Annotated in this window: 19 protein-coding genes; 7 read left to right on the top strand and 12 right to left on the bottom strand. The window is 69.4% G+C overall.

Annotated elements, in window-relative coordinates:
- Positions 1-55 precede the first annotated feature (55 nt).
- Complete coding sequence (locus tag WI26_RS12520; RefSeq protein ID WP_059595792.1) at positions 56-1,165, top strand: ABC transporter ATP-binding protein; 1,110 nt, start codon at positions 56-58, stop codon at positions 1,163-1,165.
- Between the two features lie 123 nt (positions 1,166-1,288).
- Here WI26_RS12520 and WI26_RS12515 read toward each other — a convergent pair whose 3' ends face one another.
- The 4 genes from WI26_RS12515 to WI26_RS12500 all read right to left on the bottom strand — a co-directional run bounded on the left by WI26_RS12515 (position 1,289) and on the right by WI26_RS12500 (position 6,423).
- Entirely contained in the window at positions 1,289-2,245 is a 957-nt protein-coding gene (locus WI26_RS12515; RefSeq protein ID WP_069226071.1) for a sugar-binding transcriptional regulator, read from the bottom strand.
- Between the two features lie 90 nt (positions 2,246-2,335).
- Positions 2,336-3,817 carry a xylulokinase gene (gene xylB, locus WI26_RS12510; RefSeq protein ID WP_069226070.1) on the bottom strand — a complete coding sequence of 494 codons (1,482 nt, stop codon included), beginning with the start codon at positions 3,815-3,817 and terminating at the stop codon, positions 2,336-2,338.
- A 127-nt stretch (positions 3,818-3,944) separates the two neighbouring features.
- Positions 3,945-5,339, bottom strand: coding sequence for a D-arabinitol 4-dehydrogenase (gene dalD / locus WI26_RS12505; protein ID WP_069226069.1), 1,395 nt, complete (start codon positions 5,337-5,339; stop codon positions 3,945-3,947).
- Between the two features lie 172 nt (positions 5,340-5,511).
- Positions 5,512-6,423 carry a LysR family transcriptional regulator gene (locus tag WI26_RS12500; RefSeq protein ID WP_069226068.1) on the bottom strand — a complete coding sequence of 304 codons (912 nt, stop codon included), beginning with the start codon at positions 6,421-6,423 and terminating at the stop codon, positions 5,512-5,514.
- A 99-nt stretch (positions 6,424-6,522) separates the two neighbouring features.
- On the opposite strand from WI26_RS12500, the gene mdlC reads away from it, so the two are divergent.
- From mdlC to WI26_RS12480, 4 genes are all read left to right on the top strand, one after another.
- A complete protein-coding gene (gene mdlC, locus WI26_RS12495; RefSeq protein WP_069226067.1) occupies positions 6,523-8,139 on the top strand; it encodes a benzoylformate decarboxylase in 1,617 nt (538 codons plus the stop codon).
- A 30-nt stretch (positions 8,140-8,169) separates the two neighbouring features.
- Entirely contained in the window at positions 8,170-9,621 is a 1,452-nt protein-coding gene (locus WI26_RS12490; RefSeq protein WP_069226066.1) for an aldehyde dehydrogenase family protein, read from the top strand.
- A 13-nt stretch (positions 9,622-9,634) separates the two neighbouring features.
- The gene (locus WI26_RS12485; protein ID WP_069226065.1) at positions 9,635-10,579 is read left to right on the top strand and encodes a ketopantoate reductase family protein; all 945 of its coding nucleotides are present in this window, start codon (positions 9,635-9,637) and stop codon (positions 10,577-10,579) included.
- A gap of 248 nt (positions 10,580-10,827) precedes the next feature.
- On the top strand, positions 10,828-12,225 hold the full coding sequence (locus WI26_RS12480) for an MFS transporter (RefSeq protein WP_069226064.1): 1,398 nt from the start codon (positions 10,828-10,830) through the stop codon (positions 12,223-12,225).
- A 27-nt stretch (positions 12,226-12,252) separates the two neighbouring features.
- On the opposite strand, the gene kynA is transcribed toward WI26_RS12480, so the two are convergent.
- The 3 genes from kynA to kynB all read right to left on the bottom strand — a co-directional run bounded on the left by kynA (position 12,253) and on the right by kynB (position 15,207).
- Complete coding sequence (kynA, locus tag WI26_RS12475; RefSeq protein ID WP_059465662.1) at positions 12,253-13,179, bottom strand: tryptophan 2,3-dioxygenase; 927 nt, start codon at positions 13,177-13,179, stop codon at positions 12,253-12,255.
- A 92-nt stretch (positions 13,180-13,271) separates the two neighbouring features.
- A complete protein-coding gene (gene kynU / locus WI26_RS12470; protein WP_069226063.1) occupies positions 13,272-14,525 on the bottom strand; it encodes a kynureninase in 1,254 nt (417 codons plus the stop codon).
- Between the two features lie 40 nt (positions 14,526-14,565).
- Positions 14,566-15,207, bottom strand: coding sequence for an arylformamidase (kynB, locus tag WI26_RS12465; RefSeq protein WP_059540125.1), 642 nt, complete (start codon positions 15,205-15,207; stop codon positions 14,566-14,568).
- A gap of 130 nt (positions 15,208-15,337) precedes the next feature.
- On the opposite strand from kynB, the gene WI26_RS12460 reads away from it, so the two are divergent.
- Complete coding sequence (locus tag WI26_RS12460; RefSeq protein WP_044844460.1) at positions 15,338-15,838, top strand: Lrp/AsnC family transcriptional regulator; 501 nt, start codon at positions 15,338-15,340, stop codon at positions 15,836-15,838.
- On the opposite strand, the gene WI26_RS12455 is transcribed toward WI26_RS12460, so the two are convergent.
- The 3 genes from WI26_RS12455 to WI26_RS12445 all read right to left on the bottom strand — a co-directional run bounded on the left by WI26_RS12455 (position 15,825) and on the right by WI26_RS12445 (position 18,680).
- The gene (locus WI26_RS12455; RefSeq protein ID WP_059540126.1) at positions 15,825-16,334 is read right to left on the bottom strand and encodes a flavin reductase family protein; all 510 of its coding nucleotides are present in this window, start codon (positions 16,332-16,334) and stop codon (positions 15,825-15,827) included. The two genes, WI26_RS12460 and WI26_RS12455, sit on opposite strands and share 14 nt — an antisense overlap.
- Positions 16,335-16,614: 280 nt before the next feature.
- Positions 16,615-17,277, bottom strand: a complete 663-nt coding sequence (locus WI26_RS12450; protein ID WP_069226062.1) for a hypothetical protein — start codon at positions 17,275-17,277, stop codon at positions 16,615-16,617.
- A complete protein-coding gene (locus WI26_RS12445) occupies positions 17,274-18,680 on the bottom strand; it encodes a selenium-binding protein SBP56-related protein (protein WP_059540148.1) in 1,407 nt (468 codons plus the stop codon). Before WI26_RS12445 ends, WI26_RS12450 begins: the two co-directional genes overlap by 4 nt.
- Before the next feature lie 562 nt (positions 18,681-19,242).
- Here WI26_RS12445 and msrA point away from each other — a divergent pair.
- On the top strand, positions 19,243-19,803 hold the full coding sequence (gene msrA, locus WI26_RS12440) for a peptide-methionine (S)-S-oxide reductase MsrA (RefSeq protein WP_069226061.1): 561 nt from the start codon (positions 19,243-19,245) through the stop codon (positions 19,801-19,803).
- A gap of 40 nt (positions 19,804-19,843) precedes the next feature.
- Here the strand turns inward: msrA and WI26_RS12435 are convergent, their stop codons facing one another.
- Positions 19,844-21,163 carry a DUF72 domain-containing protein gene (locus tag WI26_RS12435; protein WP_069226060.1) on the bottom strand — a complete coding sequence of 440 codons (1,320 nt, stop codon included), beginning with the start codon at positions 21,161-21,163 and terminating at the stop codon, positions 19,844-19,846.
- A gap of 23 nt (positions 21,164-21,186) precedes the next feature.
- Positions 21,187-22,407, bottom strand: a complete 1,221-nt coding sequence (locus WI26_RS12430) for an SAM-dependent methyltransferase (protein ID WP_059465655.1) — start codon at positions 22,405-22,407, stop codon at positions 21,187-21,189.
- Positions 22,408-22,446: the final 39 nt, after the last annotated feature.

Below are 22,446 nucleotides of genomic sequence, written 5' to 3'. Positions count from 1 at the left end.
ACGAACGATCGCGCCGCGTCGGACGTGGCGCATCACGAACGAACGGAGACAGATCATGGCAAGCGTGCTCCTGCGCAACATCGCGAAGCGCTACGACGACACCGAAGTGCTGCGCAACGTGAACCTCGACATCGCCGACGGCGAATTCGTCGTGTTCGTCGGGCCGAGCGGCTGCGGCAAATCCACGCTGATGCGGATGATCGCCGGGCTCGAGGACATCTCGAGCGGCGACCTGCTGATCGACGGCGCGAAGGTCAACGACGTGCCGAGCGCGAAGCGCGGCATCGCGATGGTGTTCCAGTCGTATGCGCTGTACCCGCACATGACGCTGTACGACAACATGGCGTTCGGCCTGAAGCTCGCCGGCGCGAAGAAGCCCGAGATCGACCAGGCGGTGAAGCAGGCCGCGAAGATCCTGCACATCGATCACCTGCTCGACCGCAAGCCGAAGCAGCTGTCAGGCGGCCAGCGGCAGCGCGTCGCGATCGGCCGCGCGATTACGCGCAAGCCGAAGGTGTTCCTGTTCGACGAGCCGCTGTCGAACCTCGACGCGGCACTGCGCGTGAAGATGCGGCTGGAATTCGCGCGGCTGCACGACGAGCTGAAGACGACGATGATCTACGTGACTCACGACCAGGTCGAGGCGATGACGCTCGCCGACAAGATCGTCGTGCTGTCGGGCGGCGCGGTGCAGCAGGTCGGCACGCCGAACGCGCTGTACCACGCGCCGGCCAACCAGTTCGTCGCGGGCTTCATCGGCTCGCCGAAGATGAACTTCCTGACGGGCACGGTCGAGTCGGTCGATGCGACCGGCGTGCTGGTGCGCTTCGGCAGCGGCGAGACGCAGCACGTTGCCGTCGATGCGGCCGGCCTGCAGCGCGGCGCGGCGGTGACCGTCGGCGTGCGGCCCGAGCATCTGCTGGTGGGACAGGCGGCCGACGGTGTCGCCGCACGGACGATGGCCGTCGAATCGCTCGGCGATGCCGCGTATCTGTACGCGGAGTCGGCCGTCGCGCCGGACGGGCTGATCGCGCGGATTCCCCCGCTCGACACGTACCGCACCGGCGAGGCGCTGCACGTGCATGCGCAGGCCGAGCACTGCCACCTGTTCGACGACCGGGGGCAAGCGCTGCGCCGGCTGAGCCCGCACGCGAAGGCGGCGTGACGCGCGCGGGAACGATGCCGGCGGCGCTCGTTGCGCTGCTGGCGGCGGCCTGGATCGGCGCGTGGCGCGTGCGCCGGCACGCGTTTCCCGCGCTTCGCGCGGCCGCGTGAGCGTTCGGCGGCGTCAGCCCGCCTTCGCGTCGAGTGCCGCGCGCGCGCAGGTTTCGTCGGTGACGAGCCCCGACAACCAGCCGCCGCGCAGCGCGGCGATCACGGCGTCGCGCTTTTTCGGACCGCCTGCGAACGCGATCGTCGGGCGCTTCGGCGGCGTGTCGAGCGCGACGCTCGTCACCCGCGCGCTGGTCGACACGTCGACCAGCTTGCCCTGCGCATCGATCGGCACGCCGAGCAGTTCGGCCACCGCGCCGAGCGCGGTCATCTCGTCGCGTTCCTGTTCGGTGATGAAGCCGTCTTCGTAGAGCGGGCAGTGCGGGCCGATGTTGCCGATCCCGACGAACGCGACGTCGGCTTGCGCCGACAACGCGTCGACGATCCGATACAGCCGGTGATTGCACCATTGCGCGCGCTCGGCGTCGCTGTCGGCGAACAGCGGCGCGGGCAGCAGGAAGTGCTTGCCGCCGGTTTTCTCGGAGATGTACTGCGCGACGTCGTAGCGGTTCGACGAGCCGTCCGCCGCGATCGCGCCGACCATCGACACGAGCCGGTGCTGCGGCCGCTCGATCTGTGCGATCTGCGCGACCGCGGCCTTCAGCGTCCGGCCGCTGCTGACGGCGATCACCATCGGCCGCGTTTCGTTCAGGTAGCGCTCCATCACCTGCGCGCCGGCGACCGCGAGCTTGCGGTCGATCCCTTCGGGCGCGTCCGCATCGACGGGCACGACTTCGCACATCGTGAGCCCGTAGCGCTTCGACAGCTGCGCGCCGAGCTCGAGACAGTCGGCGAGCTGATGATCGACGCGCACGCGGATCAGGTTCTTCTCGACCGCGAACGCGACGAGGCGTTGCGCGACCGGGCGCGACACCTGCAGCTTCTCGGCGATTTCGTTCTGCGTGTCGCCCGCGACGTAGTAGAGCCACGCGGCGCGCGTGGCGAGATCGAGTTTTTCTGAGGACTTGGACACGATAGCGGTTCGGTTCGGATCTGGGCCGGCCGTCGGGCGGCGCAACGGTATGCACTGTAACGCATGCCGGTCGTACGGCCGCGGCGGCGCTTACGCGAGGCGCGCGCGCGACGGTTCGTAAAGCGGGCGCACGTGGCGATACAGCGCGCGGAACGCGTCGAGGCGCTCGCGCAACCGCGCATGACGGCCGGCGTCGGGCGCGTATTCGGCGCGCACCGGCGGCTTGGCCAGCACCGCATGCGGATCGCCGCCGACGGCGAGCCAGCCCAGGCGAGCGGCGCCGAGCGCCGCGCCGGTTTCGCCGCCGCCGTGCTGGCAGGTGCGCACGTTCAGCGCGTCGGCGATCAGTTGCGCCCAGAATGCGCTGCGTGCGCCGCCGCCGATCAGCGACAGGCGGTCGGTTTCGACGCCGGCCGCATGTAGCGCGTCGAGGCCGTCCGCGAGGCCGAGCGTCACGCCTTCGAGCACCGCATAGCCGAGGTGCGCGCGTTCGGTCGCATGCGTCATCCCGAAGAACACGCCCTGCGCATACGGATCGTTGTGCGGCGTGCGTTCGCCGGACAGGTAGGGCAGGAACAGCGGCGCCGTCGCGAGCGCGTCCGCGTCGAGCGCCTCGATTTCAGCGAGCAGCGCCGGCTCGTCGGTGCCCGTCAGCTTGCAGACCCAGCGCAGGCAGCTCGCCGCCGACAGCACGACGCTCATCAGTTGCCAGCGATCGGGAATTGCGTGGCAGAACGCATGCACGGCCGATGCGGAGTTCGGCATGAAGCGGTCGCCGACTACGCTGAGCACGCCCGACGTGCCGAGCGACACGAAGCCGTCGCCCGCGTGGATCGCGCCGATGCCGAGCGCGCTCGTCGCGTTGTCGCCGCCGCCGCCGGCCACCACGACGGCCTCCGACAGCCCGAGCTCGCGCGCGAGATCCGCGCGCAGCGTGCCGGACGGCGCGTTGCCTTCGACGATGCGCGGCATCTGTTCGCGCGTCATGCCGCACGCGGCGAGCAGCGCGTCGGACCAGTCGCGGCGCGCGACGTCGAGCCACAGCGTGCCGGCCGCGTCGGACGGGTCCGACACCTTCGCGCCGGTCAGACGGAAGCGCAGGTAGTCCTTCGGCATCAGCACGCACGCGGTCGCCGCGAACACGTCCGGCTCGTGCTTCGCGACCCACAGCAGTTTCGGCGCGGTGAAGCCGGGCATCGCCAGGTTGCCGGCCAGCGCATGCAGATCGGGCGCGCGTTCGGTGAGCACCGCGCATTCGTCGGCGCTGCGCATGTCGTTCCACAGGATCGCGGGGCGCAGGACGCAGTCGTCGCGGCCGAGCAGCACCGCGCCGTGCATCTGGCCCGACAGGCCGATCCCGCGCACCTCAGCGAATGCCTGCGGATGCCGTTCGCGCAGCGCCGCGAGTGCGGCGAGCGTGCCCTGCCACCAGTCGTCCGGATGCTGTTCCGCCCAGCGCGGGTGCGGCCGCGACACGCTGAACGGCGTGCCTGCGGTGCCGATCACCGTGCCGTCCGGGGCAAGCAGCAGCACCTTCACTTCCGAGGTGCCGAGGTCGATGCCGAGATACATGAGCGATCCGTTGCGTCAGTGAGGAGTCGCTACTTTAGCCGCACGTGCGCGGCCATGCCAACGCAGGTTCGCCCGGATGCGCGGCCGCTCGCGGGCGGCCGGCTGGCAGGCCGCGGGGCGCTGCGTGTCAGCGCTGCGCGAGCCATGCGTCGACGCGTGCGAGCCCGGCGCGCAGCGCTTCGAACAGCGCCGCGTTGCCGGCGAGCGAGCCCCATAGCGCACGACTCCTGCACAGCGCGACGACCGGGTCGTCGGCTTCGACGATCGCGCGCGCGACGCCGTCGTCCATTACGCCGTCCTGGTATGCATACGGCAGCAAGCCGCGCGCCCAGCGTTCGAGAAAGCGCAGGAACAGCGCCGGCAACACGGCCGTGGCGACCGGCGCCGCGCCGCGTGTGAGCGATTCGGCGAGCGTCGGCGCGATGAAGCCGGGAATCTTCGAGAAGCCGTCGGCCGCGACGCGCTGGTTCGTGTCGAGCACGTACGGGTTGCCGAAGCGTTCGAGCACGACGTCGCGGTAGCGTTCGAGATCGAGCGGGCTCGGACTGAGACACGGAATCACGTCCTGCGTCACGTAGTCGTGCGCGAACCGGCGAATCGCCGCATCGTGCGTACCCTCATGGATGTACGTGTAGCCCGCGAGCGTGCCGGCCCACGCGATGCAGCTGTGCGTTGCGTTCAGGATGCGGATCTTCGCTTCTTCGTACGGGTGCACGTCGTCGACCAGCTCCGCGCCGGCCAGCTCCCAGCGCGGCCGGCCGGCTGCGAAGCGATCCTCGATCACCCACTGGATGAACGATTCGCCCATCACCGGGCATGCATCGTCGACGCCCGTGGCCGCGCGCACGCGTTCGCGCACGTCGGCGGTCGGGCGCGGCGTGATGCGGTCGACCATCGCGCTCGGCGTCGCGACGTTCGCATCGAACCATGCAAGCAGGCCGTCCTCGTCGCGCCGTTCGAGGAATTCACGCATGCCCGCGCGAAAGCGCGCGCCGTTGTTGCGCAGGTTGTCGCAGCTCTGCAGCGTGAGCGGGCCCGCGCCGCGCTTCACGCGTTCGGCGAGCAGCGCCGCGAGCGCGCCGTACAGCGTCGTGCGCGCGCCCTGCAGGTCGGCCGCGAGATCGACGTTCGCGACGTCGAGCCGGTTGTGTTCGTCAAGGTAGTAGCCGCCTTCGGTCACGGTGAACGACACGATCCGGCAGGCCGGATCGGCGCCCGCGTCGATCAACGCGGCGAGGTCGATCGACCACGGCAGCACGCGCGAGATCGCGCGGACCGTCTCGTATGCGCGCTCACCCTGCGGCGTGACGGTTTCGAGCGTGTACGCGCCGTGCTGCGCGGCGAGCGCGTCCATCGTCGCGCGCATGTCGTCGCGGATGTTGCCGACGGTCAGCGACCAGCGTTCGTCGGCCGGCACGGCCGCGTTCACGCGATGCAGATACCACGCCTGATGCGCGCGGTGGAACGAGCCCGCGCCGATGTGCAGCAGCACGGGCGCGCGGGCGGAGGACGATTCGCTCATCCGGTGTCTCCTGTTCGTGCCAGTCTTTCCTGTCGAATACGATCATTTGCTCTTTATGTGAGCGAATGATCGTATTCGGGCGAGCGAAAGTCAAGGCGCGGACATGGCATTTCGATGGTGCGCTGCGGCGGCGCGCTGGCCGCGCGGAAGCCGGGCCGGAAGGGGAAAGGCGTCAGCGCTGCTCGCGCGTGAGCGCGACGAGTTCGTCGAGCAGCTTGCCGGCCGGTCCGGGCAGGATCCCGTGGCGGCGCCGGAACGCGGTGAGCGTGCGCACCGCGACGACCTCGCGCACGGGCAGCGTGTCGATCGTGCCGGCGCGCTGTTCGGCGCCGTACATCGGCTCGGCCATCCAGCTCAGGAAGCCGGCATGCGCGACGAGGCTCTTCAGCGTCGTGACCGAGCGCGTTTCGACCGCGATGTCTGGAAGGGCGAGCCCTTGCGCGCCGAAGGTCGCGCGCATGTGGTCGAACGGCGCGGTGCCGCGTGGCGGAATCGCCCAGCGCGCGTGCAGCGTGTCGGCGAGCGTCGGTGCGCGGCCGAGCATGCGCAGCGGATGGTGCGGCGCGGCAACGATGTGGCTGCGATCTTCCCAGCGGCACTCCGGAATCGCGACGATCTCGTCGGTGTCGGGCCCGTGCGCGGACAGCGCGAGATCGATCTCGTGCTTGTTCAGCCCTTGCGCGAGCCGGTCCCACACGCCTTCGAGAATCTCGACGCGCAGGTTCGGCCAGCGGTCGAGCACGCGGCCGACCGCGACCGGCAGCACGAGGCTCGCGATGCTGCCCACCGTGCCGACCTTGATCGTGCCCTTCGCGAAGCCGCGCATCGCATCGAGTTCCTCGCGCGCATGCTCGGCCTCGTGCTGCAGCAGCGTCGCGTGCGGCAGCAGCGCGTCGCCGAATGCCGTCAGCTGCACGCCTTTCGAATGGCGCTCGAACAGCGGCGCGCCGACCTGATCCTCTAGCCGCTTCAGGATCCGGCTCAGCGCCGGCTGCGTCACGTGCAGTGCGTCGGCCGCGCGGCCGAGGCTGCCGCACGCGACGATGGTCGTGAAGGCGCGCAATTGTCGGAGATCGAAAGTCATGCCGAACCGTAATGGCTTTTCGCAAAAAATACAGTATCGGTGAATGACTCGCGCTTCGATACTGTGGAAACCGCCAAGCCACCGAGGAGACGCCCGAGCATGACCGGCACCCCGTCCCATTCCGCCGCAACGGCCGCCGCGATCACCGTCCGCGATGCCGTCATCGATTTGTTTCGCCAGTTCGGCATCGATCGCGTGTTCGGCAATCCCGGCTCGACCGAGCTCCCGATGTTCCGCGATTTCCCCGCCGATTTCCGCTACGTGCTCGGCCTGCAGGAGGCCGTCGTGGTCGGGATGGCGGACGGTCACGCGCAGGCCACCGGCAACGCGGCGGTCGTCAACCTGCATTCGGCGGCCGGCGTCGGCAACGCGATGGGCAACCTGTTCACCGCGTTCAGGAACCGGACGCCGCTGATCGTCACCGCGGGCCAACAGGCGCGCGCGATCCTGCCGTTCGATCCGTTCCTCGGCGCGACGCAGGCCGCCGAGCTGCCGAAGCCGTACGTGAAATGGAGCATCGAGCCCGCGCGTGCGCAGGACGTGCCGGCCGCGATCGCGCGCGCGTACCGGATCGCGATGCAGGAGCCGCGCGGGCCTGTGTTCGTGTCGATTCCGGTCGACGACTGGGATCAGCCGGCCGAGTTGCTGCCGCGCCGCGCGGTAAGCAGCGTCGTGCGGCCCGATCCCGAAGCGCTCGCGCGGCTCGGCGACGCGCTCGATGCCGCGCGGCGCCCCGCGCTGGTGGTCGGCGCGGCCGTCGATCGGGCCGGTGCGTGGGACGACGTCGTGCGGCTTGCCGAGCGGCACCGGGCCAGCGTGTACGTCGCGCCGATGTCGGGCCGCTGCAGTTTTCCCGAAGATCACCCGCTGTTCGCCGGCTTCCTGCCCGCGATCCGCGAGAAGATCGTCTCGCAGCTCGACGGGCACGACCTCGTGTTCGCGTTCGGCGCGCCCGCGTTCACCTATCACATCGAAGGCAGCGGCCCGCACGTGCCGCCGGGCGCCACGCTCGTGCAGCTCGTCGACGATCCCGGCACCGCCGCATGGACGCCGTCGGGCGACGCGGTCGTCGGCAACCTGCGGCTCGCGGCACGCGACCTGCTGGCGAGGCCGGCGCCGCCCGAGCGGCCGATGCCCGCGCCGCGACCGCCGCGCCCGCGCGCCGAGGCGCCGGCCGCCGGCGAGCGGATGTCGGTGGCCTTCGCGCTGCAGACGCTCGCGGACGTACGAGACGCGCATGACATCGTCGTCGAGGAGGCGCCGAGCGCGCGGCCGGTGATGCAGGCACACCTGCCGTTCACGCGCAGCGGCACGTTCTACACGATGGACAGCGGCGGGCTCGGCTACGGGATGCCGGCCGCGGTCGGCGTCGCGCTCGCGCGGCCGGGGCGGCGCGTGATCGGCCTGATCGGCGACGGATCGAGCCTCTATTCGATCCAGGCATTGTGGAGCGCCGCGCAGCTGAAGCTGCCGATCACGTTCGTGATCCTGAACAATCGGCGTTACGCGGCGCTGCAGGATTTCGCGCCCGTGTTCGGCTTCGGCCCCGACGATCCGGTGCAGGGCACCGATCTGCCGGATCTGGATTTCGTCGCGCTCGCGCAAGGGATGGGGTGCCGCGGCATCCGTGTCGCCGATGCCGCGCGCCTGCATGACACGCTGACGGATGCGCTGCGGGCCGGTACGCCCGTGGTCATCGACGTCGAGGTAGCCTGACGCGCGTGTGCGCGTCGTTCCGGAGAATCCATGCAAACCGTATCGATGCTGATCGGCGGCGAACGCCGCCATTCGTCCAGCGGCGCGACCTTCGTGCGCCGTAACCCGCTCGACGGAGAAGTCGCGTCGGCCGCGCCTGCCTGCACGCTCGACGATGCGCGCGCGGCGGCCGACGCGGCCGCCCGCGCGTTTCCCGAATGGGCCGTGCTCGGCCCGGGCGCGCGCCGCGCGCTGCTGCTGAAGGCTGCCGCCGCGCTCGAAGCGAAGCACGATCAGTTCGTCGCCGCGATGGCGGCCGAGACCGGCGCGTCGGCGCTGTGGGCGGGCTTCAACGTGCACCTGGCCGCGAGCGGGCTCGTCGAGGCTGCGTCGCTGACCACGCAGATCGGCGGCGAGCTGATCCCGTCCGACGTGCCCGGTTCGCTCGCGATGGGCATGCGGCAGCCGGCCGGCGTGGTGCTCGGCATCGCGCCGTGGAACGCGCCGGTGATCCTCGCGACGCGTGCGCTCGCGCTGCCGCTCGCGTGCGGCAACACGGTCGTGCTGAAGGGCTCCGAGCTGTGCCCCGTCACGCACGGACTCATCGTCGAGGCGCTGCAGGAGGCCGGGCTGCCGGCGGGCGTCGTCAACTTCGTGACGAACGCGCCCGAGGATGCGGGAGCCGTCGTCGACGCGTTGATCGCACATCCGGCCGTGCGCCGCGTGAACTTCACCGGCTCGACGCGCGTCGGGCGGATCGTCGCCGAAGCGTGCGCGCGTCATCTGAAGCCGTCGGTGCTCGAACTCGGCGGCAAGGCGCCGTTCGTCGTGCTCGACGATGCGGATCTCGACGCGGCGGTCGCGGCGGCCGCATTCGGCGCGTTCGCGAATTCCGGACAGATCTGCATGTCGACCGAGCGGATCGTCGTCGATGCGTCGATCGCCGACGCATTCGTCGCGAAGCTCGCGGCCAAGGCCGCGTCGCTGCCGCTCGGCGATCCGCGCCAAGGGCCGGTCGTGCTCGGTTCGCTGATCGACATGAAGGCCGTCGAGCGCTGCAATGCGCTGATCGACGATGCGCTCGCGCATGGCGCGACGCTGCTGTGCGGCGGCAAGTCGGACAGCACGCTGTTCCCCGCGACGCTGCTCGATCACGTGACGCCCGCGATGCGGATCTACGCGGAGGAATCGTTCGGGCCGGTGAAGGGCATCGTGCGGGTCGACGGCGAGGCGGCTGCGATTCGCTGCGCGAACGACAACGCGTTCGGTCTGGCGTCGGCCGTATTCAGCCGCGACGTCGCCCGTGCGATGCGGGTCGCGGCGCGCATCGAATCGGGCATCTGCCACGTGAACGGTCCGACCGTGCACGACGAGGCGCAAATGCCGTTCGGCGGCGTGAAGGACAGCGGCTTCGGCCACTTCGGCGGCAAGGCCGGCATCGCCGCGTTCACGGATCTGCGCTGGATCACCGTGCAGACCGCGCCGCGCCACTATCCGTTCTGAGAGGCCGCCGACGATGAAGATCGCGATTCTCGGCGCCGGCGCCATGGGCTCGCTGTTCGGCGCGCGGCTGGCCGAGCACGGCGAGGCCGTCACGCTGATCGACGTGAACGATGCGCATCTCGATGCGATCCGGCGTGACGGATTGTGTATCGACGACGATCGCGGCGAACGCCGCATCCGCGCGTTGCAGGCCATCCGGCCGGAAACGGCGAATGCGCAGGCAAGCGCATCGCCCGACATGCCGTTCGATTTGCTGATCGTTTTCACGAAATCGCTGCACACGCGTGAGGCGCTCGAAGGCGTGCGCGCTTTGCTGACGTCGCGCCCCTACGTGCTGACGCTGCAGAACGGGCTCGGCAACGTCGAGACGCTGAACGCGTTCGTGCCGCTCGAACGGATTCTGGTCGGCGTCACGACGTGGCCGGCCGACTTCGCCGGCGCCGGGCACGTGCGCTCGCACGGCGCCGGCACGATCCGCATGATGACGGCCGACGGCACGGCGCGCCCGTTCGCGGCGGCCGTGGCCGACGCGTTCTCGCGTGCCGGCCTCGCGTGTTCGCTCGATGCCGACGTGTGGGCCGCGATCTGGGAAAAGGTCGCGTTCAACGCGGCGCTCAATACGCTGTGCGCGGCGACGGGTTGCACGGTCGACCAGCTTGGCCGCGAGCCCGGCGGCCCGCGGCTTGCACTCGCGATCGCGGCGGAGACGGCCGCCGTCGCGCATGCGAAAGGCATCGCGGTGGACGGCGAGCGCATCGCGCGCAACGTCGAGCATGCGATCCACGCGCATCGCGGCCATCGGCCGTCGATGCTGCAGGACGTGCTCGCGGGCCGCCGCACCGAGATCGACGCGATCAACGGCAAGATCGTCGCGGCTGCGCGCGAGACGGGTATCGCGGTTCCGCACACCGATACGCTGCTCGCGCTCGTCAGGCTGATCGACGCGCGCGGCGACTGAGCATCGCGCCGGCGGGAGATGCGGGCGCGCCGCATGCAGGCGACGTCGCCGGATCGGAGACGGACTGGACAGGATGCGGGGCCGGCCACGATGCATGAACGCCGGCCGACCATGCAGCATGAGATCCGGGCACGCGCCGGCGCGCCAGCCCGGACAACTGGAGACGCCATGAAAGTCATCGAATGCCGTTGTCTTGCCGCGCGCCGTGCGCGCACCTTGCCGCCGACGCGTGGCGCACGGGAGGTCGCATGAGCACGCGCGACGGATTGCAGCCGCCACCGGTCGACATCGGCGCGACGCTCGACGACGGACCGTTCACGACGATGCAGCGTTGCGTGGTGCTGCTCGCCGCGCTCGCGATCGTGCTCGACGGCTTCGACGGCCAGCTGATCGGCTTCGCGATTCCGGTGCTGATCCGGGAATGGGGAATCACACGCGGCGCATTCGCGCCGGCGGTGGCCGCCGGGCTGATCGGGATGGGCATCGGCAGCGCGTGCGCGGGCCTCGTCGCGGACCGTTTCGGGCGCCGCCAGGCCCTGATCGGCAGCGTGTTTCTGTTCGGCATCGCGACCTGCGCGATCGGCTTCGCGCCGAATGTCGCGACGATCGCGATGCTGCGCTTCTGCGCGGGGCTCGGGATCGGCGGCGCGCTGCCGACGGCCACGACGATGACGGCCGAATACACGCCCGCGCGGCGTCGCACGATGATGGTGACGGCGACGATCGTCTGCGTGCCGCTCGGCGGCATGCTGGCCGGGCTGTTCGCGCACGAGGTGCTGCCGCGCTACGGCTGGCGCGGATTGTTCTTCGCTGGCGGCGCGCTGCCGCTCGTGCTCGGCTTCGTGCTCGTGCGTGCGCTGCCCGAATCGCCGCGTTTCCTGGCGCGGCGCCCCGCACGCTGGCCGGAACTCGGCGCATTGCTCGCGCGCATGCAGCGGCCGGTCGCGCCCGGCACCGCGTTCACCGATCTTCGCGACGCACGCGCACCCGGCGCACGCGCCGGCTTCGGCGCGTTGTTCGCCGGCGGCCAGGCGCGCGACACGATCGCGCTGTGGTGCGCGTTCTTCATGTGCCTGCTCGCCGTATATGCGGCGTTCAGCTGGCTGCCGACGATGCTAGCCGCGAGCGGGCTGAGCGTGTCGGTCGCGGGTTCGGGACTCACCGCGTACAACCTCGGCGGCGTGATCGGTGCGCTGCTGTGCGCGTGGACGATCGCGCATGCGGGTTCGCGCTGGCCGCTCGCGCTGTGCAGCATCGGCGGCGCGGCGAGCGCAGTGTGGCTGCTGGGTGTCGATGCGGGGCGCCACACGGGCTGGCTGATCGTCGGGCTCGGCGTGCATGGCCTGTTCGTCAACGCGGTGCAGTCGACGATGTATGCGCTGTGCGCGTACATCTACCCGACGGCGGTGCGCGCGACCGGCACCGCGAGCGCGCTCGCGTTCGGCCGGCTCGGCGCGATCCTCAGCGCGTTCGTGGGCGCGATTGTCATCACTGCGGGCGGTGCGACGGCGTATTTGACGATGCTGGCCGTCGCGATGAGCGTGGTGTGCGTCGCGCTGCTCGCGATGCGGCGGCACATTCCGCGGCTCACGCGCGAACCCGCGTTGCCGAGCGAAGGGGAGGAGCTGGCCCGCACGTCGTCGTGACGCGCGGGCGCACGACGCGCGCGTCCGTTACAGCGTGGTGCGCACGTGCCAGAGCTCGGGGAACAGCACGACGTCGAGCATCTTGCGCAGATACGGCGCGCCGCTCGTGCCGCCCGTGCCCTGCTTGAAGCCGATGATGCGCTCGACGGTCGTCACGTGACGGAACCGCCACTGGCGGAACGCGTCCTCGAGATCGACGAGTTCCTCGGCCATCTCGTAGAGCTCCCAGTGCTGCTGCGGATGACGGTAGACCTCGAGCCACGCGGCCTCGACGGTTTCGTCGTGCCGCATCGGCTGCGTCCAGTCGCGCTCGAGCCGCTCGGGTGCGATCGGGAAGCCGCGTCGCGCGAGCAGGCGCACGACCTCGTCATAGAAAGACGGCGCCTCGAGCGTCGCACGCACCTGTTCGAGGATGTCGGGCCGGTGCGCATGCGGCTGCAGCATCTGAACGTTCTTGTTGCCGAGCAGGAATTCGAGCTGCCGGTACTGGTACGACTGGAAGCCCGACGACTGGCCGAGGTACGGCCGCATCGCCGAATACTCGGACGGCGTCATCGTCGACAGCACGTTCCACGCCTGCACGAGTTGCTCGAGAATGCGCGACACGCGCGCGAGCATCTTGAACGCGGGCGGCAGCGCGTCGCCGCGCACCGCGTCGAGCGCGCCGCGCAACTCGAACAGCGCGAGCTTCATCCACAGCTCGCTCGTCTGATGCTGGATGATGAACAGCATCTCGTTGTGATCGGGCGACAGCGGATGCTGCGCGTCGAGGATCGAATTCAGCGACAGGTAGTCGCCATAGCTCATCGACTTCGAGAAATCGAGCTGCGCGTTGTGCCAGCCGGCTTCGCCCGACGCATCGCCGGGCACGTGCGGGGCTTCGTGTGCCGATTGGGCCGCGCGTGCGCCCGAGAACGGGCAGCCCGCCGGCGCATCGTCGCCGGGTGGCTGCATATGACCAGAATTCACGACTCTCTCCAGAATTGAATGACGGGGCGCGGCGCGCAATGCGCATGTCAGCGCGGCGCGCGCCGGGCAAAAACCGGTCAGGTCACCGCGCCGCGCTCGGCGAACTCGGGTGCCTTCCACGCATCGGTGGCCAGGATGTCGCGCAGCGTCTCGACGGCGTCCCACACGTCGACGAAGCGCGTGTAGAGCGGCGTGAAGCCGAAGCGCAGCACGTACGGTTCGCGGTAGTCCCCGATCACGCCGCGCGCGATCAGCGCCTGCATCACCTCGTAGCCGTGCGGGTGTTCGAAGCTCGCCTGCGAGCCGCGCTGATGATGCGCGCGCGGTGTGACGAGCTTCAGCGACAGGCCCGCGCAGCGGGCCTCGACGAGTGCGATGAACGCGTCCGTCAGCGCGAGCGACTTGCGCCGGATCGCGTGCATGTCGGTCTGCAGGAACACGTCGAGCCCGCATTCGACCATCGACATCGACACGATCGGTTGCGTGCCGCACAGGAAGCGCGCGATGCCCGGATCGGGCGCGAAGCCCGGCTGCATCGCGAACGGCGCACGGTGGCCCCACCAGCCCGACAGCGGTTGCGAGAAGTGCGCGTGATGGCGGTGCGGCACCCACACGAACGCCGGCGAACCGGGGCCGCCGTTCAGGTACTTGTACGTGCAGCCGACCGCGCCGTCCGCATGCGCGCCGTTCAGGTCGACCGGCACCGCGCCGGCCGAATGCGCGAGATCCCACAGCATCAGCGCGCCCGCGTCGTGTACGAGCTGCGTGACGGCCGGCATGTCGTGCATGTAGCCGGTGCGGTAGTTCACGTGCGTGATCATCGCGACGGCCGTGTCCGCGCCGAGCGCGCCGGGCAGGTCCGCCGGATCGTCGATCAGGCGCAGTTCATAGCCGCCGCCGAGCTGTTCGATCAGCCCTTGCGCGATGTACAGGTCGGTCGGGAAGTTCGAGCGCTCCGACACGATCACGCGGCGCTCCGGCGCGCGCTCGGCCTGGTGGCGCAGCATCGCCGACAGCAGTTTGAACAGGTTGATCGAGATGGTGTCGGTCACGACGGTCTCGCCGGATGCACCGCCGATCAGCGTCGCGAGCTTGTCGCCGAGGCGGCGCGGCAGCGCGAACCAGCCGGCGGTGTTCCAGCTGCGGATCAGGCCTTCGCCCCATTCGGCGCCGATCACCTGTTGCGCGCGGGCGGCCGACGCGCGTGGTTGCGCGCCGAGCGAGTTGCCGTCGAGATAGATCACGCCGTCGGGCAGCGCGAACTGGCCGCGCAGCGGGGCGAGCGGGTCGTCGCGGTCGAGGGCGAGCGCGTCTTCACGGGTCTTGATCATGATGTCGGGTCAGTGGTTCTCGGGTCAGTGGTTCGGTGAATCAGGCGGACCGGCCGGGCAGCGCGCGCAGCACCGCACGCACGGGGCTCGCGTCGAGCGTCGCGAGCTTCAGCGGCAGCGCGATCAGCTCGTAGTCGCCGGGCGGCACGTCGTCGAGCACGATTCCTTCGAGGATCGCCATCCGGTGCGCGCGCACGCGGTGATGCGCATCCATGGTCTTCGATTCCTGCGGGTCGAGCGACGGCGTGTCGATGCCGATCAGCTTCACGCCACGCGCGGCGAGCAGGTCGATGGTTTCGGGCGCGACCGCGCAGAAGCCGCTGTCCCATTGCTCGACGCTGGCGCGCGCATAGGTGCGCAGCAGCACGCGCGCCGGCACGGCGTCGAGCGCCGCCTCGATGTCGGCCGGGCGCACGACCGGCGACGCGCCGATGCAGTGAATCACGCGGCACGGGCCGAGATACGTATCGAGCGGCACCGCGCCGATCGGAGCGCCGTCGGCGTCGTAGTGGAGCGGCGCGTCGCAGTGTGCGCCCGTATGCGGAGACAGCGTCAGGCGCGCGACGTTGACCGGCGAGCCGGCCTCCATCCGCCATACGCGTTCGACGGAAACCGGCGTGTCGCCCGGCCACACGGGGGTGGCGGGGCTGACGGGCGGCGAGATGTCCCAGAGTGTGTCCATGGCATGACGAACCGGTGAATCGATCCTTCGAATGATAGGTGGACGCTCGCAGAAAGTGCTTGCGAAATAAACATGGACAATCCGCCCGATTGGCAGATAATTCGACTCAGAGGGAAAACGGGGACCAAAAATGCACGCGATCACGCTCGATGCCACCGACTGCCGGATTCTGGCGGTACTGCAGGAGGAGGGCAGAATCAGCAATCTCGACCTGGCGGAGCGGATTTCGCTCTCGCCGTCCGCCTGTCTGCGCCGCATGCGCTTGCTCGAAGAGCAGGGCGTGATCGAGCACTATCGCGCGTGCCTGAGCCGCGAGAAGCTCGGCTTCGAGCTCGAGGCGTTCGTGCAGGTATCGATGCGCAACGAAGAAAATCAATGGCACGAGCGCTTCGCGGAAGCGCTGCGCGAATGGCCGGAGGTGGTCGGCGCGTTCGTCGTGACGGGCGAGAGTCACTATCTGCTGCGCGTGCTCGCGCACAACCTCAAGCACTATTCGGATTTCGTGCTGAACCGGCTCTACAAGGCGCCGGGCGTGATGGACATCCGTTCGAACATCGTGTTGCAGACGCTGAAGGACGAAGCGGGCGCGCCGGTCGGGCTGGCCCGCATGGGGGCGATCAAAGCTGTGTGAGGCCGTGGAAGCCGCCGCCGTGGAACACGAGCGGCGCTGCGGCATCCGATGCGGCCCGCACGCCGCAGCGTTCCACTTCGCCGACGAAGATCACATGGTCGCCTTCGTCGTAGCGGCTGCGATTGTGGCATTCGAACCACGCGAGCGCGCCGTCGAGCACCGGCATGCCCGAGTTGCCGGCCGCGTGCGCGATCCCTTCGAAGCGGTCGCCCTTGTACGTCGAGAAGCGCTTGCACAGGTCGAGCTGCGACGCCGCGAGCACGTTCACCACGTAATGGCTGTTGTTGCGGAACACCGGGGTCGACGCCGATTTGTGCGCGAGGCTCCAAAGCACGAGCGGCGGGTCGAGCGACACCGAGTTGAACGAGCTCGCCGTGATGCCGATCAGCTGCCCGGACGGCGCACGCGTCGTGATGACCGTGACGCCGGTCGCGAATTGGCCGAGCGCCTGGCGAAAGGCGGCCGAGTCGAAATCCGGCGGGGTGGCGTGGTTCATCGGGCGGCGATCCGGGACGGAACGGACGGGCGCGGCGCGCGGCGGATGCGAGGGGCGCGGCGGACGAAAGGCGGCAAGGCCAGGGCGGTCGGTTGGGAAGTGGTGCGCATGGCCCGATTTTAGCGGAATCGCGACCGCCGGGCCCGTGCGGGCGGCCCGTCGAGGGGCGAGCGTGCGGTAACGAACACTGTCGCGCGACGCCGGCGTCGTGCTGGAGCGGTGGTTCGCGCATCTTTCGTCGTGGTGCCGTCGGCGGCGCGCTTCGCGCGCGAGCCGGGCGCTATCGCGCCGCCAGCCCGAACGACACCGCACCCGTCAGGATCAGGCTGGACGCCCACACCGCATCGAGATTGAACCAGCTCCGCGCGACGAACTTCAGCCCGAGATAGCGGTACACGAGCCACGCGAGCACGCCGCCCGCGCCGATCATCGAGGCTGCGTGCACGGCCGCGACGACGAGCGCCATCCCGAGATGCGCATCGACGAGCGCGGCCGCCGCGCGATGGCCGGCGTCCCGGTCGAGCCCGCAGAGCCCGAGATAAATCGGCACCAGCATCAGCCCCGCGCCGTGTGCGAGCGCAACCGCGAACGACCAGAATCCGAGCCGCGCGGCCGGAATCCGCGCGAGCGCACGCGGGTGTCGCCGCCGGATCAGCAGCGCCGCGCCGAAGCCGATCACGAGGGCGCTCGCGCCGATCCGGATCGCCGACTGCCACTCAAGCAGCACGGCAAGCAGCCCGAACGGCAGCATCACCGTGAATACCGCGAGCGCATGGCCGAGCGCGAGATAGCCGAGCGCCGCGACCAGTGCGCCGCCGCGGCGCGTCATCAGTGCGTTCGACACCGCGAGCGGCCAGCCCATCGCCGGATTGAGCCCGTGATAGACGCCGCTCGCGAGTACGGCCGCCCACAGCACGAGCGGCGCGGAGAGGCCGGTGCTCAACGCCTGACCGACGGATAGCAGAACGAGTCGGTCGAGCAGTCGCCGCCTTCGAGCCGGATCTGATGCGCGCGATAGCCGTCGGGGAACTCGACCCAATAATCGTCGGCGAGCGCCAGCCCGCCATCCGGCCCCGCATGCGCGAGCACCTGCGCGGCCGGCACGCCGTCCGGATAGAACTGGTCGTCCCACGTCGAGTAGAGCGAGTTGGTCCAGTACACGCGGCGGCCGTCGCGGCTGATCTCGACCATCTGCGGGCCGCCGGCGAACGCGCGGCCGTTCGTGTGCGGCGCGCGGCGCACGATGCCGCCGATGCGCACCGATCCCGCGAGCACCGGACGATGCGGATCCGACACGTCGTACTGGCGCATCTCACCGGTGCCCCAGCACGACACATACAGGAAACGGTCGTCGAGCGACAGGTCGATGTCGGTCACGAGCGGCGGCACGGCGCCGAACCCCTTGAGCAGCGGCGGCAGTTCGTCGGCCGCGGCAGGCTCGGGCGGAATCGTCGCCGTCTTCTTCACATGAAACCGGCCGTCCTCGCGCCACCAGGTCCAGATCGATCCTTCGAGGTTGCTCGTGTCGACCACGACGCCGACGAACCCGTATTCGCGTACCGGATCGTGCGCGGGCCGCACCTCGAGCGCCATCTGGTGCTGCGCGCCGAGATCGATCGTCTGCACGTTGCGCCGCGCGCGCAGGTCCCAGAAATGCAGCCGGTGGCCGTAGCGGTTCGCGAGCAGGTCTTCCGGCACGATGCCGTTCTCGAATTGCGGCGGCAGCGCCCATTCGCTCGACACCATGTAGTCGCGCGGCAGGTTCCACCAGAAGTCGTAATGCTTGTCCTGCGGGCCGCGGTCGATCTCCCAGCGGCCGAGCACGTCGAACGTCTCGCAGTCCATGATGAAGATGCCGGGCGCGCCGTCGGTGCCGTCCTTGCCCGCGCCGCCGAGCGTACTCACATAAATGCCTTCGGGGCCGCAATGAACCGTATGCGGCCGCGAATAGCCGGTCTTCGCGAAAACTTCGTCGGGCTCGATGATCTTGTGGATGCGCGCCTGCGTCGGGTGAGGCTTCGTGTCGATCACGTAGATCCGCGACGAACGCAGGCCCGGGATGATCAGGAAGCGGCGCTCGAGGAACGCGTGGCCGGTCAGCGGCGACAGCGACGACGAACACGCATTCCAGCCGAAGTGGTGAAATTCGTCGCCGGTGTTCGGCATCGTCACCGTATGCACGATCTTGCCGTAGCTCGCCGAGCCCGGTTTCACGTCGATCACGGCGAGCGCGTCGGGTCTGGAAAAATCGGGACTCAGCAACAACGTATAGGCAAATTCCTCCGCCGGCGCCTGCATCGCAAGTTCCGGCGAAGCGTGAAATGTCGGGTCGGGCCGCATGCTCATCGTGGTGCCTCTCTCAGTCGTATCGTATTGCGGGCGCACGGCCGTTCGCTGCGAACGTGCGGGTCGAACAGATTGCGTGACGGGAATGCACGGGCGGCCGCGCGCGATCGAGGACGCGCGGTGCTGGGCATCAGGTCGGGAAAGCGGGGAAACGCGGTGCGCCGGATCGCGGCGCAATGTGCGCACGGCGGCGCGAGGACGTGAAGGCGACGGCGCGCGGGCCGCCGGCGGTCGGGCCCGCAATGCGGGCGGTTTCTGTCAAGGCGTGCATATCGATGTTCCGGCAGATGACGTTGGCATCAGGGCGGGCAGGCATCGGACGCTGCGTGCAGCCGGACGGTGTGCCGTCGCGGCGAAGCGTGCCTAAGTGTAGTCGAGAAATGCGCAGCGAGTCGTGCGCGGCGCGCTTGCGGTTCTGCCGGATTTGCGCACGAGTGAGATACTTGAACGCACACGCCGCTGCGCACCGGGCAACCGGGCCGCGGCCATATGGACCGGCGGGACCGGCGGCGCCGGCGCGCGTCCGCGTGCGGGCCGTTGTCATCAACGAGGTAATGATTTCATGGTGAACGAGATGCTTGAAACCGCGACTGTGGGCGGCGGGTGCTTCTGGTGCACGGAGGCCGTGTTTCTCGATGTCGACGGCGTGACGGCCGTCCAGTCGGGCTATGCGGGCGGCCATACGCGCAATCCCGGCTATCGCGACGTATGCGACGGCGACACCGGTCACGCGGAGGTCGTGCAGGTGACGTTCGATCCGACGCGCATCGGTTATCGCGAGATCCTCGAGATCTTCTTCGCGACGCACGATCCGACCCAGCTGAACCGGCAGGGCAACGACGTCGGCACGCAATACCGTTCGGTCGTGTTCACGCATTCGGACACGCAGCGCGACATCGCGCTCGACGTGATCCGCGAACTGGAGCGCGAGCAGGTGTTCGGGCAGCCGATCGTCACGCAGGTCGTGCCGCTCGACGACAACTACTGGCCGGCCGAGGACTATCACCAGAACTATTACGCGCGCAATCCGGGGCAGGGCTACTGCTCGGTCGTGATCGGGCCGAAGCTCGCGAAATTCCGCCAGAAATTCTCGCACCGGCTGAAGTCGTTGCGCGGCGCGTAACCGTTTCGCCGGCGCGCGACCGGCGCCCGCGCCGCGATTCTTACGCCGCCTCGCTGCGCCAGTGCGCGCATACGGCGGCGATCTCGCGCGCGAGCGCGAGACACGACAGCGGCGCGGAGCCTTCCGCCTTGTTGTTGATCGTGATGATCACGGGCTGTCCGGCCAGCGCGTAGCGCGCGGCCAGCTCGGCGAGCGCCGCGCGCGTGGCCGGATCCTCGTCGACGAGCTTGTCGAACGGCTCGTATTTCGCTTTCGCCTGCTCGTACTTGAAGCCGCCATGCAGGCTCCAGCGCACGATCAACGGGCCCGGCGCATCTCCGTCAAGCAGCGCGAGCGCGGCCGCCTGACGCAGCGGGTCGGGCATTCGCGCATGCAGGCCGACGCAGTAGCGCACGCCCAGCGTCGCGAGCGCGCGGATAAAGCGCGGCGTGAGCAGGCTCGCGTCGCGGATCTCGATCGCGTAGCGCGTGCCGTCGGCGTCCGGCGGCAGCGTAGGAAGCGCCGCGAAGAATGCCGACAGCCGGTCGATCAGCGCGGCCGGTTCGGCGAGCAGTTGATCGGGCATCGGGGAAAACTGGAACACCAGCACGCCGGCCTTCCTGCCGAGCCCTTCGAGGCACGGCTGCACGAATTCGCGCGTGGCGAGCTGCGCGTCGAGAAAGGTCGGATTCGGGCCCGCCGGCTCGCCGCGCCGCCCGCGCACGACCGCGTCGGTGACGGACGCGGGCGCCTTCACGACGAAGCGGAAGTCGTCCGGCACCTGCTGCGCATAGCGCAGGTAGTCGGCCACCGACAGCGGCCCGTAGAACGATCGGTCGAGGCTCACGCTCTTCAGCAGTGGATGCGCGCCGTACGCCTCGAGCCCTTCGCGCGACAGCTTCGTTCGCGCGAAATCGCCGTCGTAGACGATGCCGTCCCAGCCGGGGAAATACCACGACGACGTGCCGAGCCGCACGTTCGGCGGCAGCGCGGCCGCCGCGTCGGCGACTTCCGCGGAAACCGGTGCGGGCGGCACGCCGCGCCGACGCCGGGCCTGCTTCGCCGGCGCAGTCGGTGGCGACAGTTCGTCCCACAGCAGGCCGGACGCAGAGGACGGTTCCACCTCCTGGTCGGTGCGAGGGCTGCGCGATGCGCGGTCGGCGCGGGGAGGCGCCTTCGCCGGCCGCGCAGTGTCGGGTTGGTCGGGCGTCGCGCATTCGCTGGCGCCTGCGGGGGCGTCGTCGTCCGCGGGCGCGGCCGCGCGCGCGTCGTCGGGCAACGCGCCGAACAGGTCGAACTGCTCGTCGGCGTGCGACCCGTCCGGTACGTCGCGCTGCTGTCGTTGCGGCGGTGTGTTGCGCCGCGTCCTGCCGTCACCCATGCATGCCCAGCGTGAAGTGCCGCCTAGCGCGGCAGCGTGTGTTCGTACATGTAGCGCCGCGACCACGGCAGCGTTTTCGCGCTGCGTCCGGCCTTGCGGCACACGATCTGGAAGATCGACACGTCGTCGTGCTCGAACGCGTACGCGCAACCGGCGAGATACACGCGCCAGATGCGGAATTTTTCGTCGTCGACCAGCGTGCGTGCCTCTTCCGCCTTCGCCTCGAAGTTCTCGGTCCAGATCTCGAGCGTGCGCGCATAGTGCCGCCGCAGGCTTTCGACGTCAATCGCCTCGAGGCCGCCGCGCTGCGCCGCTTCGAGCGCGAGGCTGATGTGCGGCAGCTCGCCGTCCGGGAACACGTAGCGGTCGATGAATTCGCCGCCGCCGAGCGCCGTTTCGCCGCTTTCGGCATCGGTCGACGTGATTCCGTGGTTCATCGCGATGCCGTCGTCGGTCAGCAGGTCGTGCACGCGCGAGAAATAGAGCGGCAGGTTCTTGCGGCCGACGTGCTCGAACATCCCGACGCTCGTGATGCGATCGAACTGCCCATCGATTTCGCGGTAGTCCTGCAGCCGGATCTCGATCTTGTCCTCGAGCCCGGCGGCTTTCACGCGCGCGGTCGCGAGATCGAACTGGTTCTGCGACAGCGTCACGCCCAGGCATGTCGCGCCGAACTTCTGCGCGGCGCGCAGCACGAGCGCGCCCCAGCCGCAGCCGATGTCGAGCAGGCGCTGGCCGGGCTCGAGCCGGATCTTGGTCAGGATATGGTCGATCTTCTTGATCTGTGCGGTCGCGAGATCCTCGTCGCCGTTCTCGAAGTACGCGCACGAGTACACCATGTTCTCGTCGAGCCACAGCTTGTAGAACGCGTTCGAGACGTCGTAGTGATACTGGATCGCCTTCTTGTCGGTGCTTTTCGTGTGATTGAAGTAGCGCTTCACGCGCGCGAGCTTGCTTGCGCTGGTGACCGTGCTGCGCGCGAGCGAGTAGCTGATGTTGATGATGTCCGACAGGCGCCCCTCGATGTCGATCTTGCCCTTCACGTACGCCTCGCCGAGATTGTCGAGGCTCGGTTCGAGCAGCAGCGGCAACGCCGACGCGCTGTTGACCTTCAGCGTGACCTGCGGCGCGCTGAAGGTGCCGAAATCGAGTTGATCGCCGTTCCATAGCACGAGTCGCGCCGGTATGTTCGCTTTCGCCCGTACTTCGTCCGCCCACTGTGCCAGCTTCTTTTCCCAGAACATTTGGATTCTCCGTTTGTTCGTTGAATCGAATACAGCCAA

It is taken from the genome of Burkholderia diffusa, assembly GCF_001718315.1.
Lineage (GTDB): Bacteria > Pseudomonadota > Gammaproteobacteria > Burkholderiales > Burkholderiaceae > Burkholderia > Burkholderia diffusa_B.
This window is presented reverse-complemented; position numbering and strand designations above follow the sequence as displayed.

Excerpts from the sequence above, each read along its gene's own strand:
- WI26_RS12435 (WP_069226060.1), bottom strand. The coding sequence starts at position 21,163 with ATGGGTGACGGCAGGACGCGGCGCAACACACCGCCGCAACGACAGCAG.
- WI26_RS12520 (WP_059595792.1), top strand. The coding sequence starts at position 56 with ATGGCAAGCGTGCTCCTGCGCAACATCGCGAAGCGCTACGACGACACC.
- WI26_RS12490 (WP_069226066.1), top strand. The coding sequence starts at position 8,170 with ATGCAAACCGTATCGATGCTGATCGGCGGCGAACGCCGCCATTCGTCC.
- kynB (WP_059540125.1), bottom strand. The coding sequence starts at position 15,207 with ATGGACACACTCTGGGACATCTCGCCGCCCGTCAGCCCCGCCACCCCC.
- WI26_RS12485 (WP_069226065.1), top strand. The coding sequence starts at position 9,635 with ATGAAGATCGCGATTCTCGGCGCCGGCGCCATGGGCTCGCTGTTCGGC.
- msrA (WP_069226061.1), top strand. The coding sequence starts at position 19,243 with ATGGTGAACGAGATGCTTGAAACCGCGACTGTGGGCGGCGGGTGCTTC.
- WI26_RS12445 (WP_059540148.1), bottom strand. The coding sequence starts at position 18,680 with ATGAGCATGCGGCCCGACCCGACATTTCACGCTTCGCCGGAACTTGCG.
- WI26_RS12500 (WP_069226068.1), bottom strand. The coding sequence starts at position 6,423 with ATGACTTTCGATCTCCGACAATTGCGCGCCTTCACGACCATCGTCGCG.
- dalD (WP_069226069.1), bottom strand. The coding sequence starts at position 5,339 with ATGAGCGAATCGTCCTCCGCCCGCGCGCCCGTGCTGCTGCACATCGGC.
- WI26_RS12430 (WP_059465655.1), bottom strand. The coding sequence starts at position 22,407 with ATGTTCTGGGAAAAGAAGCTGGCACAGTGGGCGGACGAAGTACGGGCG.
- xylB (WP_069226070.1), bottom strand. The coding sequence starts at position 3,817 with ATGTATCTCGGCATCGACCTCGGCACCTCGGAAGTGAAGGTGCTGCTG.
- mdlC (WP_069226067.1), top strand. The coding sequence starts at position 6,523 with ATGACCGGCACCCCGTCCCATTCCGCCGCAACGGCCGCCGCGATCACC.
- kynA (WP_059465662.1), bottom strand. The coding sequence starts at position 13,179 with ATGCAGCCACCCGGCGACGATGCGCCGGCGGGCTGCCCGTTCTCGGGC.
- kynU (WP_069226063.1), bottom strand. The coding sequence starts at position 14,525 with ATGATCAAGACCCGTGAAGACGCGCTCGCCCTCGACCGCGACGACCCG.
- WI26_RS12480 (WP_069226064.1), top strand. The coding sequence starts at position 10,828 with ATGAGCACGCGCGACGGATTGCAGCCGCCACCGGTCGACATCGGCGCG.
- WI26_RS12455 (WP_059540126.1), bottom strand. The coding sequence starts at position 16,334 with ATGAACCACGCCACCCCGCCGGATTTCGACTCGGCCGCCTTTCGCCAG.
- WI26_RS12460 (WP_044844460.1), top strand. The coding sequence starts at position 15,338 with ATGCACGCGATCACGCTCGATGCCACCGACTGCCGGATTCTGGCGGTA.